17 protein-coding genes are annotated in these 16322 nt (G+C 52.5%); 1 reads left to right on the top strand and 16 read right to left on the bottom strand.

The window, feature by feature from the left end; all coding sequences use genetic code 11:
• Nucleotides 1-160: 160 nt before the first annotated feature.
• The 14 genes from D888_RS0108450 to D888_RS0108385 form a co-directional block, all read right to left on the bottom strand.
• Complete coding sequence (locus D888_RS0108450; RefSeq protein ID WP_020676115.1) at nt 161-1165, bottom strand: GeoRSP system radical SAM/SPASM protein; 1005 nt, start codon at nt 1163-1165, stop codon at nt 161-163.
• On the bottom strand, nt 1158-1472 hold the full coding sequence (gene pqqD / locus D888_RS0108445; RefSeq protein WP_020676114.1) for a pyrroloquinoline quinone biosynthesis peptide chaperone PqqD: 315 nt from the start codon (nt 1470-1472) through the stop codon (nt 1158-1160). The genes D888_RS0108450 and pqqD overlap by 8 nt, the downstream gene beginning before the upstream one ends.
• Before the next feature lie 32 nt (nt 1473-1504).
• Nucleotides 1505-2569, bottom strand: coding sequence for a YedE family putative selenium transporter (gene yedE / locus D888_RS0108440; protein ID WP_020676113.1), 1065 nt, complete (start codon nt 2567-2569; stop codon nt 1505-1507).
• A gap of 2 nt (nt 2570-2571) precedes the next feature.
• The gene (locus D888_RS0108435) at nt 2572-3111 is read right to left on the bottom strand and encodes a hypothetical protein (RefSeq protein ID WP_020676112.1); all 540 of its coding nucleotides are present in this window, start codon (nt 3109-3111) and stop codon (nt 2572-2574) included.
• Nucleotides 3111-4019, bottom strand: a complete 909-nt coding sequence (locus D888_RS0108430; protein WP_020676111.1) for a phosphate/phosphite/phosphonate ABC transporter substrate-binding protein — start codon at nt 4017-4019, stop codon at nt 3111-3113. Before D888_RS0108430 ends, D888_RS0108435 begins: the two co-directional genes overlap by 1 nt.
• On the bottom strand, nt 4016-5086 hold the full coding sequence (locus tag D888_RS21115) for a right-handed parallel beta-helix repeat-containing protein (protein WP_026362297.1): 1071 nt from the start codon (nt 5084-5086) through the stop codon (nt 4016-4018). Before D888_RS21115 ends, D888_RS0108430 begins: the two co-directional genes overlap by 4 nt.
• Nucleotides 5083-5922: a hypothetical protein gene (locus tag D888_RS0108420; protein WP_026362296.1), complete on the bottom strand. Its 840-nt coding sequence runs from the start codon at nt 5920-5922 to the stop codon at nt 5083-5085. The genes D888_RS21115 and D888_RS0108420 overlap by 4 nt, the downstream gene beginning before the upstream one ends.
• Nucleotides 5909-6400 (bottom strand): hypothetical protein, encoded by a 492-nt coding sequence (locus D888_RS0108415; RefSeq protein ID WP_020676110.1) that lies wholly within the window; start codon nt 6398-6400, stop codon nt 5909-5911. Before D888_RS0108415 ends, D888_RS0108420 begins: the two co-directional genes overlap by 14 nt.
• Nucleotides 6382-7863, bottom strand: coding sequence for a 4Fe-4S binding protein (locus D888_RS0108410; RefSeq protein ID WP_020676109.1), 1482 nt, complete (start codon nt 7861-7863; stop codon nt 6382-6384). The genes D888_RS0108415 and D888_RS0108410 overlap by 19 nt, the downstream gene beginning before the upstream one ends.
• 14 nt (nt 7864-7877) lie before the next feature.
• The gene (locus D888_RS23040; RefSeq protein WP_020676108.1) at nt 7878-8780 is read right to left on the bottom strand and encodes a HEAT repeat domain-containing protein; all 903 of its coding nucleotides are present in this window, start codon (nt 8778-8780) and stop codon (nt 7878-7880) included.
• Nucleotides 8774-9520, bottom strand: coding sequence for a hypothetical protein (locus D888_RS0108400; protein WP_020676107.1), 747 nt, complete (start codon nt 9518-9520; stop codon nt 8774-8776). The genes D888_RS23040 and D888_RS0108400 overlap by 7 nt, the downstream gene beginning before the upstream one ends.
• A gap of 7 nt (nt 9521-9527) precedes the next feature.
• Complete coding sequence (locus D888_RS0108395) at nt 9528-10565, bottom strand: ethylbenzene dehydrogenase-related protein (protein WP_156826976.1); 1038 nt, start codon at nt 10563-10565, stop codon at nt 9528-9530.
• 171 nt (nt 10566-10736) lie between these two features.
• Nucleotides 10737-12110 carry a sigma-54-dependent transcriptional regulator gene (locus tag D888_RS0108390; RefSeq protein WP_020676105.1) on the bottom strand — a complete coding sequence of 458 codons (1374 nt, stop codon included), beginning with the start codon at nt 12108-12110 and terminating at the stop codon, nt 10737-10739.
• A gap of 106 nt (nt 12111-12216) precedes the next feature.
• Nucleotides 12217-13260, bottom strand: a complete 1044-nt coding sequence (locus D888_RS0108385) for a GGDEF domain-containing protein (protein ID WP_020676104.1) — start codon at nt 13258-13260, stop codon at nt 12217-12219.
• A gap of 267 nt (nt 13261-13527) precedes the next feature.
• Between D888_RS0108385 and D888_RS0108380 the strand changes: the two genes are divergently transcribed.
• A complete protein-coding gene (locus D888_RS0108380) occupies nt 13528-13863 on the top strand; it encodes a YkgJ family cysteine cluster protein (RefSeq protein ID WP_020676103.1) in 336 nt (111 codons plus the stop codon).
• A 28-nt stretch (nt 13864-13891) separates the two neighbouring features.
• Here the strand turns inward: D888_RS0108380 and mtaB are convergent, their stop codons facing one another.
• Together mtaB and mnmA are read right to left on the bottom strand one after the other, a co-directional pair.
• On the bottom strand, nt 13892-15187 hold the full coding sequence (mtaB, locus tag D888_RS21105; RefSeq protein ID WP_020676102.1) for a tRNA (N(6)-L-threonylcarbamoyladenosine(37)-C(2))-methylthiotransferase MtaB: 1296 nt from the start codon (nt 15185-15187) through the stop codon (nt 13892-13894).
• The gene (gene mnmA, locus D888_RS0108370; protein ID WP_026362294.1) at nt 15184-16266 is read right to left on the bottom strand and encodes a tRNA 2-thiouridine(34) synthase MnmA; all 1083 of its coding nucleotides are present in this window, start codon (nt 16264-16266) and stop codon (nt 15184-15186) included. Before mnmA ends, mtaB begins: the two co-directional genes overlap by 4 nt.
• Between the last annotated feature and the right edge of the window lie 56 nt (nt 16267-16322).

The raw sequence follows: 16322 nt of genomic DNA, 5'->3' as shown, positions 1-16322 counted from the left end.
AAAAGGGGAGCAGCAAGCTGCTCCCCTTCCCCACCATCAGCAAGGATGGACGTTGGATGAACCAACAATACGGGGCTTCATGTACTTCTTCATGGCAACCTCCCACATGGTTTTGGGTTTATCAGTTGAAAATATTTTCAACTGAACTGTCTAAACGCTTCTATTTCCAGCAATGAGGATCTGGTTCACTCAGGTCTCCCGTGGTCGCGAAGGCGCGCGCTGTACAGCCCCCGAGACAGTCTTCATAGGCACCGCAACCCTGACATTTCCCCTTGGCTTCCTTGTTGCGCATCTTGTTGAGAATGGGCGAATTGTACCATATCTCCTCGAAATCATCGCGCAGAATATTGCCTACCACTAATGGGATAAAGCCACAGGGGGTGATATCGCCATTGGGACGCAGGTTCAACGAAAGCTTCCCGCAGCTGCTCCCTTTAACCAAGGAATTTTCAGCATATCCTGGCAGGGACGCAATCACCGGGTCATCAAAGGAGATCAGCAGATCCTTGGTCTCATCCTTGACCCTCAGTGCTTCGAGATAAAATGCTTTCCACTCCAGAGGACTAAGATCAAGATCTTCCCGATTTTTGAATCCTCGGCCGCTGCATTTGAAATTATGCAGATAAACTTGCGTCACCTTATGCTGTCGCGCCAGGTCTAACAGATCGCGGAACTTCAAATGATTGATCTTTGAAATCACCGAACTCATGGTACTCCGCACACCTGCCTGGGCGAGAGCATCGAGTGCATTCACAGCTTTGACAAATGACCCGGGTTGATTGCGGAAGTCGTCATGCAGAGCGGCGTCTGCACTGTCGATGCTGATCCCGACACTGCGAAAGCCGGCGGCTTTAATCTTTTCAGCGGCGGGCTGATCAAGCAGCCAGCCGTTGCTGTTCATGGAAACATTCAGCCCTTGTTTGCGAGCATATTCACTGATTTCGAAAATATCCGGACGCATCAAGGGTTCGCCACCACCGAAGTTGATAAAGGGGACCTGATGCTGGGCGAGACGATCGACGATCTGCTTCAGCTCCGCGATGCTGAGCTCATCACACTCCTCTTCCCGACTGTAGCAGTGTCTGCAGGTAAAATTACAGCGGTAAGAGAGTGTCCAGTTAAAGGTCAGCGGTGCTGAAAATTGTTCCGTGAGTGGATTAGTCATAACTGAGCCAGCCCCTTTCAAGGAGATCAGCAACAAACTCATCGACATCGATTTTCAAAGTTTTCGTATCAACATCAAACTCTTTCAATAATTCAGCAACAATCTGGTCGACACCACGCGTGCCGTCACAAAGGGACCAGATCATCCCGCCGAGGAGGTTCAGCTGGTGCATCATCCCGGAGATCAACAGAATAACTGTACCTTCATTATCGATCTCTTCCCCGGCACCAAGTCGCTCAATGACCGCCTGCTGCCGGCGCTTTTCAACCCGCCAGACAATCTCCGGGTTTCGCTGTAATCTGCTCACAAATTGGATCCTTTCAACGGTTGCTGCCAACGTCAGACGACACGCTCGCGATAAAGAAGCATATTAATCAGTACAAAAATAAGACCCACCATCACCGCCACCTTGCCGTAAAGACTGACTCCGGCGGTCGTGGCGGCAATCTGCCAGGATTGCACCAGCCCGCCGCCGATGAACATCCCGATCACGACCAGACCTGCATCGGCATCCCCCTCTCCCGACTTGATTAATTGTCGAAAGGGACAACCACCGAGCAGAGCCGAAATCAGACCGACCAGTAACATCCCCAGAAAGCTCCAGAGCATATCCAGGTGCGCGCCCGGTTGGCCATAAAATCCGGGATGAAATTGGCCGGTAGCAACACTGGCAATAAAACCGCTAAGCAGGAAAGCCACCAAACCCAGCAGCAGTGGCGTTCGATATCCCATCAACAGACTATCGCGAATCGAACCAGTCACACAGAACCTGCTCCGTTGGGCCAGAGCACCCAAAAACAGGCCGACAGCCAGTGCGACCAGGACCGGGGCTGACTGCGCAGCACTCCCCCGGGTCGAATGCAACAGGAACCCGGGCGGCCAGAGAACATAGGCAAGCAGGAGGACAAAGACAAGGGGGACCCAGATTCCGGCACCTCCCGGCTGTTGTTTGCTCCCGCCGAAATGGACACCCGCGGCCAAGCCCTTAAGCCCGAGCCAGACGCCAGCGATCAGACCGGCGATACCGCTTAAGGTGGTTAAATCCCCGGCCACAAAGCGAAGAAACATCTTGATGGGACAACCGATAAAAACGGCACAGCCGACGATCAGAAAAATTCCGGCCACCAGGCGTGGCAAGGGAGCGCTCCCGCCGCGTGATTTAAATTCGCGGCCGAGAAAAGCGGCGGCAACCGCTCCAAGCACAAAACCGATCAATTCCGGCCGCAGGTATTGCATGCGCGGGTTATCGTGCAGCCCGAGTGCCCCGGCCGAATTTTCCAGAAAGCAGGAGACACAAATCCCGGAATTCTGGGGGTTTCCCCAGACCACCAGCAATACGCCAAGGATTCCCAGGCTCAGTCCGGAGACAATAACGATCAGATTCTGACGCTCAAGCAGGTTCAAAATTACTCACAGCCTCCAGCAAGCCGACTCTGCAGATAATAAAGTCCGGTCAGGGTATGCTGTAGCCCAAGACCTTGTGGATTCTGGCGGGCCTTTTCAGTAAACACCGGCAGCTGAGCATCAACCAGTCGCTGAATAGCCTGACGCCTGTTTAAAGGACTGCCTTTGTCGACATAGTCGCCATTCAGGCGGACCGCACGCACATAGTGGTCAATGGCTTCCTTGGTCGCCCCGCGCTCAAGCAAAATTTCGGCGTACAAAATTTCACCGTGGGCTTCCTGTGGATAGGCTCGAGCCAGTTCATCAAGTTTAAGCAGTGCCGATGAAACCTGCCCCGCCGCACGAAGGTCTTCAACCGGTTGATAAAGCTTACGCAGAAAATCGACCCGCGCCTGGTAAGCCACCTGCCGTGAAAGCGCTTTATCCAGAGCTGCTGCTGAAGAATTCTGGCGTTGCCCGTTAGCCAGAAGAAAACCGAGGGCCAGAACACAAATCAGCAGACAGGAAGAGGTCAGGATATCGAAGCGGTCACGGCCTGCCATCAAAACTCCTGATAAGGGGGCATGTTGGCACGCTTGGCCATCGCCCGCAGCTGGTCGTAATCAGAGTCTTGAAGGGTTTCATAGCCACTGACCCACGCAGAGGCAAGAACTTTGAGTTTTTCACCCTCATAGTTCACGGTTTCGTCGGTGCTCAAACTGACGAGTGTCTGACGAAATTTTTCAACCAGCGCAGGATCAAGGTCCTTCCGGGCGCCGAAGGTGCAATAAGGGATAATCGGGCTCTCGGCGATGATATTAAAATCGCTGGCCGCTATCTTGCCGTCGGCGATCATCAGTTCAAGATCGAGGGACGGTGCGGCCCCCACATCGAACTGGCCAAAATAGACACCGTAGATCACCTTCTCGTGCTTGAATGCACCGGCAGGGATCGCATAGTAGGCCAGATCGGTTTCTGGATCGATATGGTTGCGCAGCATAATATCGTACTGGGCGAGAAACCCGCTGGGAGCCAGCTGGGGTCCAAACACCATGCGTTTACCCTTAATATCTTCGAGGGTTTTGATGCCACTCCCTTTACGCGAAATAATGGACCCGGAGGTCGAACTGCCGTAACGTCCCCGCTTTTCGGTGGCCAGGAGTTTCAACCCACTCTCCTTGTGCAGGATTAAATAGAGCAAGGAGTTGGTATGGGTAAATTCGAACTCTCCAGCGGCAAACCGCTGGGGAAAATCCTGAGTGTCGACAGGAACAGCCTCAAAGTCGATACCAAGTTTCTGTGACAGATAACGCGTCAACGGGCGAAATCGTTGCAGGGTCTCTTTTTCACTGTTGCAGTTCATATAGCCGATGCGCATCTTCTGACGGGTGCCTTCGGGCTGACAGCCCATCAACAGAAACAGGGGCACAAGGAGAGTCAACAGGTGCAGTAGTTGAATTAAAGATTTCAAAAGGTTCCAGCCTCGGGTTGTTGACTGAGTGACGGTGCCAGCAGAAGGCGCCCAGCTCCAGGCCGGCTGAGTCCGTCGACCAGAGAAGGCGTTGCGTTGCGGAGTCCATACCAGTTGGCGCCGACAGAAAAGTCGTCAGTGCCGGCGTTAAAGAACGCAAACTCACCATTGTTTTCGATTCGGTTATTCTCGACGCTGCCGCCTGAATCGAGAACTTTCAATCCTGACCTGCCATTCCCGCTGATCAAGTTAAACTGGACATCAGCGATTGAATCTTCAAGATAGATGCCATGTTCGCGATTATCTTCGATCCGGTTACCCCGCAGAGTTCCGCTACTGCGCTGAAGGTAGATCCCGCGGCGATTATTTGTGATCTGATTATTGCTCAGGGTCAAACTGCTATCGCGCAGACTGACGCCATTGGTCAGATTCCCTTCGATCTGGCAATGCGACATCAAAAGGGTGACAAAAACAGCGCGGACACCCCAATGGTTGGAGACGACACTGCTGTTTTTAAGTGAAACCTTCGAGTCACGAAATTGCAGACCGTTAAAATTATCGCGGAAAGTGCAGTCTTCAATAGTGACGGTCGACTCCTGAAACTGAGCGCCCCGCTGATTGTGCCGAAAGGTCGAAGCCCGCAAATGCGCATTTGAAAAATGGGCGTGAAATCCCCGATAAGCGTATTCGACAAGACAGTGCTCGAGAAGATTCTCGCCTTCTTCATTCATCATCATATTCAGGGCCCCCCAGTCACCGGGGGCGGGATTCGACTCGGCTGAGGTAAAAACCACCGGTTCCGCGGCTGTGCCCCGCGCTATAAATCGACCCTGAGCAAAGAGTTCACTCTCGCCGATACCATCTCCGTTGGTGTCCCTGCGCACAAAGCGCACATGGGTTCCGGGACGGATCTCGAGTGTCGCTCCCGTGGCAACCGTCAGGATTCCGTCAATCAGCACCTCCCCCTGCCACTGGGTATCCACATAAAGGGTGTTTTCTCCATGGTATTCCAGCGCAGTGGCCAGTGATGGAAGGGCCAGCAATACAAGAAGCAGAAATATCTTCATTTGCTGATGACCCCGACAGGGAGGGGTTTAAAATCGATACGATTAGAGTGCAGACTCAACGTGAGCTGCGCACGGGTTGAGGCCAGCGCGACCAGGCCCAGATCATTCCGCTCAACTGCAACATCCTGCGCCTTGACCGAACAGCCCGGGGCCAGATACATGCCCTCTTCAAGGTTATCGACGATCTGGACCTGGTTTAACGCCAGAGATGCCCTGTCGAAACAAAGGAGACCGGCATCACCACCGCTGATACGTCCGCCATGAAAATCCATCACGCCTCCACCCTGGAGCAGCAGTCCGTTACGCGCGCCAAGAATATTCACCTGTTCAAGGCGCGGCGAGCTGTCGATACTGAGAATACCGGTTTCTGCGGCAAAGATATCAACATGGCTAAACTGGGTAGTTTGCGCCCCAATCAGCTCGATACCACTCCAATTTTCACCAGCAGGAGTCGCAGGATCGAGGGCGAAGCGCACTGGAGCCGACCCCTCCCCTGCGACAATCAGACTCCCCTTGACGAGAATTTCGGTTCCTTTGTCGAGGAACTCAGGGTCAATCTTGCTGCTGTCATTGCCGACCACCAGCACAGAACTTCCTGGAGCGATCCAGAGTGAACGGCCGGCTGGTATCAATAAGTCCCCGGTCAGCCGGATAACCCCACTGAGACGCAAGTCTGCGGACAAGACTCCGCTAATTTCGAACGGATGTTGGTCGGTACCGACCTGCAGCTGCGGGATTCGTGAGATCTGCGGTGTTGTGCAGCCCCACAAGACCAACAGAGCCACAACGCTAATGAGGGAGTTGCGCACCAGCAGCCTCCGCTTAAATCCAGCCATTTTTTAACAGAAAATCCCGTACCGCGACAGCCGGCAGGGTTCCGGTCTGAATCTTCTGGCGTATAGATTCGAGGCCGCCGGTATCGAGACGCTGTTGCAATTTGACCAAAGTCCGACCTACGGTCGAGAACTGAAGATCGTTCAGAGGGCGCTCGCCACTGTAAAGGTACAGCTGTCCGCCCAGATGTAAAACCGGCGTCGCCTGCACCCCGGGTTGGCTCGAGAACCCAAGATCGATCTCCTTCGCGGCAAGGGCCTCAGCCCCAGTTTGTCCCGATTTTAATTCAATCAGCGTACTGTCTATCCCGGTTTTTTCATGCAGGTAAATAGAGACCAGGTAAAAACGCATCTCTCCTTCCTGACCGGCAGCCACGCCAATAAACAGTTTGGGGCCAAAACAGGCCAGGCCTGACGAACTCATTAATGTCAGTAAGAGCACCAGACACAGGCAGACGTATTTTAACGCAGAAAAAGCCATCGAATCACCGTATGCAGATAGAGTCCAGCCAGCAAGCTGATATTGATCAGCGCTCCCCAGACATAGAAGGTCCGACCTTCCCGGGTGGCGGCGACCTTTTTCACGGCAAAAATCGCCAGCAGATAACTTACGACCAGCAGCAACAGCACCACCCATTTAAGCAGGTCGATGGAGATCAGCACTCCGGGTTGCGGCAGAGTTCCCATCAAATTCACCGCAAGGTAACTTTTGATTCCACTCCAATCCGACAGCACCAGATTGAAGTAACCAAGTTTGGCGTTCAGTTTGACGACCGCAAGAATCAGGTGAGCCCCTAACAGCAGCGGAATGGCTGGCAATAAAAGCTCAGAGAGCCCATCAAACAAGGAGCGTTTATCGACCTTCTGTACTGGTTGGCGCGCCTCGTCAACGATTGAAATCTGCAAAAAACGCAACCGGTAGAGAATTAAGCCGGGAACCACCAGCAATAAGGGCAACAAAAGGGTAATCCAGAGGGCGGCAAGTAAAAAGTAGCCATCCGCCTGCCAGCCAAGCAGGAGCGCTGTCTGTTTGGGTGCGGCAAATATCCATTCACGTAGCGGAATATTCACCTTGCTAAAGTTCGCCGTCACCATCCCGGTAAGAACCAAAAGCAGCAAGGCTTCGCCGCGCCCGACAAAGGCCTGTCCCAACTCGGCCAGCCAGGGGCGAAAACCGAGACGCAGGTTATCATTGCAGCAATTCTCAACACAGTTCATGCACAGAGTGCAATCGCTGTTGTCATTGATCTGACGCGGGTGGATATCAACCGGGCAGCCAGGACGCTGCCGCTGTAAATGCAGGACAGCAGGGCCAAGGGTATAACGCTGCCAAAAACTTTTTTCGGAAACACATTGTACGCTACTGCAGTCGGCACAGACCTGAGTATCGCGCACCCGTAATTCAAAAGGGGCAATTCGCGCATAACATTTAAGAACAGCCCCCGCCGGACAAAAAAGTTGACAGAAGGCCCGCTTGCGAAAAACCACCGAACTGAATATCAACGCGATGATAAGCAGAGCCAACAGGCGTGCAGTATAGTCAGGATAACGGTGGATCGCCAGCAGGTAGACTGAAATTTGCAGCCCCACCAATAACAGGGTGACCGGCAACATCCCCCCCAGCCAGTTCGGCAACGACCGCTTGAATCCATAACGCGAAAACAGGCCGTTAAGCCACCCGAAAGGACAGACTGCGCACCAGAAACGCCCGGCAACCAGGGCCAGCAGCACCAACCCCATGAGCCACAGCACCCAGAGCCCGAAGGTGGCGAAGTTTGTGTACATCAGGGGATCATTGGCAGCAATCCCCGGTATAAGATGATGATGCCAACCGCTTGCGATAACCAGAAGCGTGATCGCCAATAACGAGAGTCGACTTAAACGCCAGAACCAGCGATTTTTGAGTAAGGTGCCCAGCAGCGGCAGATGAAGTAGGTCTTTCAAATTCGATCTCCCGATTAATGGTAGATATTATAGGGTTTGACGTTTTTACCATCTTCATTGCGGTAGGTATAGCGCCGCCCCGTCATCATCTCTAAAGAGCGCGCCGCCCATTCGCGCACAACATTGACATTGTCGTCGAGCAGGGTTTCGAGTTGTGGCGCCTGAAGATTGCTGCCGATGGGGCCCAAAGCGGTCGCCGCATTCATTCTGATTTGCCAATCAGGATCGTGCAAAACAGAAACCAAAGCCCCGACGGCTCTTGGATCCTTGAGCTTACCCAGGGCAGTGACAACTTCGGCCCGACTCGGCCCGTTAAGGTGGGAAACTAATACATCAAAGGCTTTAATGTTGGCGATATCACCCAGCGCCCTCACCGCACAGGCCTCTGCCTGGGGGCTTTGCGGTTGTTGCAAAAACTTGATAAGAGGATCAACCGCATGCAGGTTCAGTTTGATCAGCGAGCGGGTCGCGTATTTACGAACTTCTTCGTCTCCATCCGTAAGAGCTTTGATCAGGGGCCCAACCGAGCCATCCCCGCCGATTTCTCCCAGGGCCCAGGCCGCGATATAACGGCGCCCGAGCTGTTGATCCGCCAGAACACGAGCAATCTCGGGCACGGCCGCGGCCGCGTTGAGGTTACCCAGGGCGGCAATCACATATTCACGCTTAACGCGATCCTTGCCCGAGATTTCGGGCAAAAGCGCAGGAATTGCCGCATCACCCAGGTCAAGCAAAAGTGCGTAAACTCGATCGTTTGTCCGGCCACCCTGTTCTCCGAGAAGATCGATCAACTGGACCAGGGCCTTGGTGTCGCCGCTACGCGCGGAAGCCGCCAGGTCGTCGAGGGCGATCGGTTCGCTGGTCTGCTGGCAACCGATCAACAACACAAGTAAAAATGGAATCAGCCGCTTTACCATACCTTTGTAACCCGAATATCAACGCCTTTTAGAATTTCATTTTTACGAATGACCACCGCTGAAGGTTCGATCGTCCCCTGGTCATAACGTCCATAAAGATCACCCAGCTTGGGCGGCCCACCAAAGTTGTCACGCGCGCTGATATAGTAGGTGCCTCCCTGCGGTAATAACATCTGATAAAGACCATCAGGACCGGTCTTCTCTGATACATATTTGGGACGTTCTGACATTTGGACATGGTCGTACACCTGAATTCTGAGCCCCTCAAGCGGGTTACCGTCAACATCGGTAATGCGCCCGACAAAGCCGGTTTTCAATTTACCGTCCTGCATCGTCAGGCGTCGCTTGTCCCCAATTTTAAGCGGCGCGCTGAAGGTTAATTCAGCCATATTTTTTTTAACCACCAAAGGAATGAATTCACTCCGATTGTCACCCGCGACGACCGGCCCGACAGAGGAACCGCTGACCCGTTTGCGCACGACAGACACATATTCACCTTCGGGGAGGGAGATGGCAAAGTTCCCCTCACGATCCGACTCGTTAGACACCGCAAAAGCAGGGCCATAAAGGTCCATCCCTTTTTTATAGATATAGAGTGAAGCCTTTTCCACTGGAGCGACGACATGCCCTTTAACTTTGACCAGTTCATTTGTCGATCCGTTGGACGTAAGGGTGTGGTCACTACAGCCCACGAAAGAAAGCAACAACAACAAAACCAAAAAATTAAACCCAATCTTCATGTTATCCTCACTTGACCTGAGTATTTTTCCCATTCGACGGGAGCAACACAAGGGTTTGCGACACTGTAGAAGCGTAATGTTCATACAGGGAATTATCCATCAGTGCGATACCGAAACTGATCGCAGCATTTTCACCGATTGAAAAACGAGCGTCTCGGGGTGAACCGGTGTCGAGAGCGCGACGCAACACAACTGTCCAGCGACCATCCCGCCACACCGAATGTGCAACGACATCGGCCCGGTCTCCGGACGGGTGATCGGTGAGATAACCAGGGGCTCTGGAGAAAATTGTCAATTTTTGCCCTTCGACAGCAGCGCCATCAAAATCATAGATCGGGCGATCTCCTTTACCAAAGATTTCGCCTGATTCAGAGGGTCGGGCCTGTTTCAAAGAATTGGGATGGAAAATTTCACCAGGGATGTCGCCATGCATGCCATCTTTATCAATAAAACGATCATCGGCAAAGGAAAGGTGCCCGGTACGCCCGGCTTTCCAGTTCCATAAATCGAGTTGCGGCCCCTGCTTAAATAGTTTCATCCGATTATGTCCTCGAAAGCTCTGACCGCTGACACCAAAGTCATCGAGATGACAAGCGTAAGAACAGGTGAAATCCGGATATTTCCGCTCAATATCCCACAGGATCCCTAAGCCGTCCTCAAAATCGCCGGAGCTCTGCCAGGAGGTCCCATTATAGGTCCAGCCGCGCATATTATCGTTGCGGGTAGGGTCAGCCCAGCTGAGCCGCAGGTAGAGATCTGTATCCGTATAAAAAGCACGCACATCTATATCCACAGGATCTGGCAGGCTCGACCCGTGATGACAACTGGCGGTTGAGGTGTGTACCGTATCCTGATCGATCCGGGGCAAGGGATCGACTTTATTTATACGCCCTCCCTTTACCGTCACAATCTTGGGCAAAGCAGCATTCCAGTCGGCAGCAACCGGCGCATGATCGAGTTTGAGGGCATAAAGTCGGTCAGGGTCCATGTCGGTACAGGCACAGAGCAGACTCAAAATCAGGATGCAGAAAAAACGAAAAGGCAACAAGAATTAAATCCCGGAGTAGTTGATGGGGAGCGATGTGTAAACAGACAGGGGGTTCAGCAAGGAATATACCATGAACGCAGATGGGCGAGTTCTACGGGGACAACCCTCCAGCACCTGACTGCAAAGGACAATAGCTCATTTAAATGGCCAACGGCAGGCAGAAAGTTGTCACTCGTTATGTTCTATCAGGCCATATTTCTCCATTTTATAGCGCAGGGTGGTTCGAGCTATCCCTAAAGATTCCGCAGCACGCGTCTGAGAGGCCCCCTCACGTCGCAGAGTCTGGATAATCAACTGACGTTCAAGGTCGTCGAGAATTTCAGTGAGGTTACTCCCGGTTTGAGGCAGGGAAAAACAGATTTCATCCCCCCCCCTGGCTTCCTGGGGGAGATCATTCGGCGTAATAATCTCCCCACGACACAAGACGACGGCGCGCTCCATGGCATTCTGCAATTCGCGGACATTTCCTGGCCACTCATGGGCGACCAGGGCAGCCATCGCCTTGGGAGATACTTCACTAATCTTTTTCCCGGTTTCAGCGTTATATTTTTCCAGAAAATGACGCACAAGCGGCTCGATGTCTTCACGTCGATCGCGTAAAGGGGGCATTGTCAGGTGAACCACGTTCAACCGATAGTAGAGATCTTCGCGAAAACGTCCGGCCTGAACCTCAGCGATAAGATCCTTATTGGTAGCCGCAACCAGACGTACATCAGTTTTAATCGTCCGAACCCCACCGACACGTTCGAATTCATGCTCCTGAATCACCCGGAGCAGTTTGACCTGGGCCGAAGGGCTCATTTCCCCGACTTCATCAATAAAAAGGGTGCCCTGATCGGCGAGTTCAAAACGCCCTTTTTTGGTCCCGATGGCGCCAGAAAAGGCCCCTTTTTCATGGCCGAAGAGTTCACTTTCGATAACCCCCTCGGAGTAAACGGCACAGTTCAAAACAATAAAAGGGTTGTCTTTACGCGGGGAGTTGTAATGAACCGAACGTGCAATCAACTCTTTACCTGTGCCGCTTTCGCCGGTTATCAACACGCTGGCGTTGCTGACGGCAACCGAAGAAGCCATATCAAAAACATCTGCCATAATCTGCGAAGAACCGACAATCCCTGAAAAACGATATTTCTCTTCCAGCTCTTCATGCAAATAACGATTTTCGGCCAGCAAACGCTCGCGTTCAAAGGCCTTGGCGACGGTCAATTTAATCTCATCGGTTTCAAAGGGTTTGGTGATGTAATCATAGGCCCCGGCACGCAAGGCCTCAACGGCACTCTCGACGGTTCCGTAGGCCGTTATGACAATAATCGGCAACGAAGGATCAAAAGCCTTGATCTCGCGCAGCAGCTCCAGCCCATTCATACCCGGCATCTGGATGTCAGTCAAAACCAGATCAAAAATATCGGAACCGATCAACTGCAGAGCTTCTTTGGCGGAACCCACAGTCAGGGTCTCATACCCCTGACGTTCCAGAACGCGCGCCAGAAGCCGTTGCATTCCGGCTTCATCATCAACAATCAATATTTTTTCAGAGGACATGGCAAACCTGTCATTCAATAAAATTCGGATAATTCGGAAAGAGACCAGACCCGTGAGCATAGCCGAATCGATATCAGCTAACAAGTGAACAATCGAGCTGGAACCGTCAGGAAAGCTTTATGCTTTGTGGGGTATGAACACGATTTTTTCCTTGATTCTTGGCCTGATACATCAACCTGTCAGCAACGTCGAGCAGAGCGTCACCACTGTCGGCATCATGGGGCAAAGAAGCAACACCGACGCTTACTGTGACACCGAGCGGATGATCTACGCCATGGCAGGCTACACTCAACGACTCCACCGTGTCGCGCGCACGTTCGGCCGCAATGACCGCGTCCTTCGGACCAGATAGAGGCAGAATGACAACAAACTCTTCCCCGCCATAACGAAACACATGATCCGCCTCACGAAAAACATCCTGCAGCAACCTGGCAACATTGGTCAAAACACGGTCACCACAGGGATGACCATAGAGATCATTGAAGTGCTTGAAGTTATCGATATCGATCATGAGCAGCGACATCTCCGAACTGTAGCGTTGGGTGCGGGTGACCTCTTGCGCCAAAATCCGTTTAAACTGTCGATGATTGAACAGGCCGGTCAATCCATCGGTACTTGCGAGGCGTGAGGTTTTTTCATGGAGACGCGCGTTGGCAATACTCAAGGAGGCAAAGGACGCAAGAATTGCCAGCTTTTCACAAGCAGAGGCATCAAAGGTTCGCGGCTTGAAATCATCCAGATACAGGATGCCGACGATCGTATCCTGTATGCACAACGGCACCGCGATCAGCGAGCGGATCCCCTCGGCGAGGGCCAGGGGATTATTAAAGAACGAGACATCAAGCGTATCGTCAACAATAAAGAGTTGTCTTTGATCCAGAATCTTACGGGTCAAGCCGCCGGCTTCGACATGCCAGGAATCGCGCATCATGAACTCCTCACTCAGGCCTGTACCGGCGTGAAGAGTCATGGTTGAAGTTGTCTCGTCAAATAAAGCGATGCTGCCAGCCGGTGTTTCTACCAGTTCTCGCGCATAGAGTAGAATCTTCTGCAGCACTTCATCCAGATCAAGAGACGAAACAACCATCCGCGAGATTTTTATTATTTCATGTAAGCTCTTCGCCTCGGTCTGAGTTGCAATGTCTGCCATGTGTTTCAGTGCCCTGTCTCACCTCGCGGTGCCTGTTGGAATTAAAGCTCTAGCGTAAAATACGCTCGTCTCACCGCCGGAATTTGAAATCTACTTACTGTAAAGGCGAGTATTATACCCAGGCATTTATGCCTCAGAATGTTTCAAACAACCTTGACTCGCCTTAGTGTTTGCCGTCTATATACGCGATGCGGCAAAGTGTTGTGCGCACAGGAAAAAATTATTGCCACTTGGATTATACACCAAGGGCCAACCCAGAGTATCTCCATGCCCGAAACCCTAAATGTCGAAACCAAAAAGATAAAATCAGGGAGTACGCCTGATCTGGCCCCGGAACAAAAGATTCTGGACGAATGGGAGCAACGCTGTCACCGCTGCGGACTCTGCTGTTTTGAAAAGGGGATAGACGGCAAAGGGCGAATTATTGAGACCGAGGTCCCCTGCCGTCACCTGGATATTCATACCCGGTTGTGCCGCGTATATAAAAACCGGCAACAAATCGAGTCTGACTGTATTAAGCTGACCCCGGAAATTATCAGTCAACTCAAATGGTTGCCGAAATCCTGTGCTTACCACAAAAAATCGGAAGACACAGGCTCTTAGTGTCCTATGCTCCTATCCGTGAGCTGAGCTAAACAATCACCCCTTCGAGTCCTTGCGTGCCTTGCCGACAAACCCTTGCCAGCCGTCGCTGGCCGATCAGATTCTCATCGAACGGCAAAAGAATACTTAGATAATTCCCGGCAACTGCGCGCATTTTACCTGAATGGTCTCCCGCTTCAGGAATCACTTCAAGCGCTTGCCCGACAAATTCACGTGCGAATTGCCGATGCTTATCTTCGCCTATCTGGCGCATCCGTTCAGCACGCAACCGCGCAATATTACCTGGAATCTGGCCGCCAAGGCCCGCTGCCAGGGTACCAGGACGGCGGCTGTAAGGGAAAACATGCAGATAACTGACCGGGAGTGAAGCAACAAAACGACAGGTTTCGTCAAACTCGGCATCTGTTTCGCCAGGGAATCCGACGATCAGGTCGATGCCAATACCGGCCTGAGGTTGACGCTGATGGATATCATGAAGCATTTCCGCAAAAAAACTGGTGGAGTAATGTCGATTCATCGCCGCAAGCACACGATCAGAGCCTGACTGAAGCGGAATATGATAATGCGGACAAATCTTGGCTGAGCCAGTGGTATGGGCGCGCAGCTCCACCGGCAATTCGGTCGGCTCCAGCGAACCGAGACGCAGACGACAATCTTTCAAGCGGGGCTCAATCTGTTGGACCAGACTCAAAAGGTTGATCTGCGGAGTAAGGTCCTTGCCGTATTGGCCGATGTGGATTCCGGTCAGAACCAGCTCCTGATGACCGGCAGCAACCAGAGAATCGACCTGTTTTAACACCGCGATGGGCTCAACGGAACGACTGCGTCCGCGTGCATAAGGGATGATGCAGTAGGAGCAGAAAGCATCACAACCGTTCTGAATCTGTAAAAAAGCCCGACTCCGTTTCGCTTCGCTGGCGACCTCAAGCGCGACCTCGACGTTTTCACCACGTATCGCAGCCACCGCAAAGGTCCCTTCGGCATTACTCTGGGCCAGATACGCCAGCAGCTCCCCTTTCTCCTGATTGCCCAGAACAAGCGATACCCCTGGCATCTCCGCCAGAGACTTGGCGTCGACCTGAGCGTAGCAACCGGTCACAACCACCCTTGAGAGCGGATTAAAACGTTTTGCGCGACGAATCAGATTGCGCGACTGGGCATCAGTATTCGAGGTTACAGTGCAGGTATTGATCAGAACCAGATCGGCTCCCTCTTCAAAGTTGCATGGCAAATAACCCGCAACGATCAACTTCTCAGACATCGCTGCAGATTCAAACTGGTTCGTCTTGCAACCCAGGGTGACTATGGCAAAGGTTGGCTTCACGCGATCCAGCCCCCACCGATAACACGGTCATCCTGGTAAAAGACCGCTGCCTGGCCGGGGGTCACTCCCTTTTGAGGCTGATGAAATTCAATGAGTGCGCCGCCACCCTCACTCGGCGTCACTGTCGCAGCAACCGGGCGATGACGATAGCGGATACGGCATTCAACCTCAATGGGCTGAACCGGTTGCGCGATAGACCACAGGGTGCGATGCAGATTAAAACTCGCCCGACTCAGCAGCTCTTTCTCTCCAACAATCACCCGGCAATGTTCAGCGTCAATCCCGACAACATAGAGGGGCTGAGGCCAACTAAGCCCAAGGCCTTTACGCTGGCCGATCGTATAACGATAAATTCCGTTATGCTGACCCAAAACTTGACCACTGTGATGAATGATTTCGCCGTTTTTATGTCCGGCCCCGCGTTCTTCTTCCAGAAAACGCACATAATCACCATCAGGGACAAAACAGATATCCTGACTTTCCGCCTTATCCGCAACCCGTAAATTGAAGCGCACGGCATGGTCCCGCACTTCGCTTTTGGTCATCCCTCCCAGGGGGAAGAGGGTCATGGACATCTGCGCGGGGGTCAGGGTAAACAGGAAATAACTTTGATCCTTGCTCTCATCAATCCCCTTGACCAGAGCCGGTCTGCCATCACGCTCAAGGATTTGGGCATAATGACCAGTGGCCAGATAATCAGCCTCCAACTCGAGGGCCTTACGCATCAGGAGTTCAAATTTAAGCACCTGATTGCAGAGCACACAGGGGTTGGGAGTCCGTCCGCCAAAGTATTCATCGCAAAAATTATCAATAACATGTCGCTGGAAGTCTTTTTCAAAATTGACCACATAAAATGGGATCCCGAGACTCTCAGCGACCCGGCGCGCGTCGTAGACATCATCGAGGCTGCAGCAGCTGCCAAAGGTCTCGCCGTTTTCAGCGGTGAAACTGGTGTAATCCCAGATCTGCATGGTCATGCCGATCACTTCATAACCCTGCTCCTGCAGCAGGGCCGCCGTAACCGATGAATCGACACCGCCGCTCATAGCGACGACTACTCTTTTTTTCACAACAGACATCCTATCATGCATCAAGGGAGAGCTTTCTGGTAAAAAGCCCTCCCCGTAAATATAAG

The sequence above is a fragment of the Geopsychrobacter electrodiphilus DSM 16401 genome, assembly GCF_000384395.1.
In the GTDB taxonomy this organism is placed as follows: domain Bacteria; phylum Desulfobacterota; class Desulfuromonadia; order Desulfuromonadales; family Geopsychrobacteraceae; genus Geopsychrobacter; species Geopsychrobacter electrodiphilus.
The sequence above is the reverse complement of the archived record's forward strand: the minus strand, read 5'-3'. Positions and strand labels throughout refer to the sequence as shown.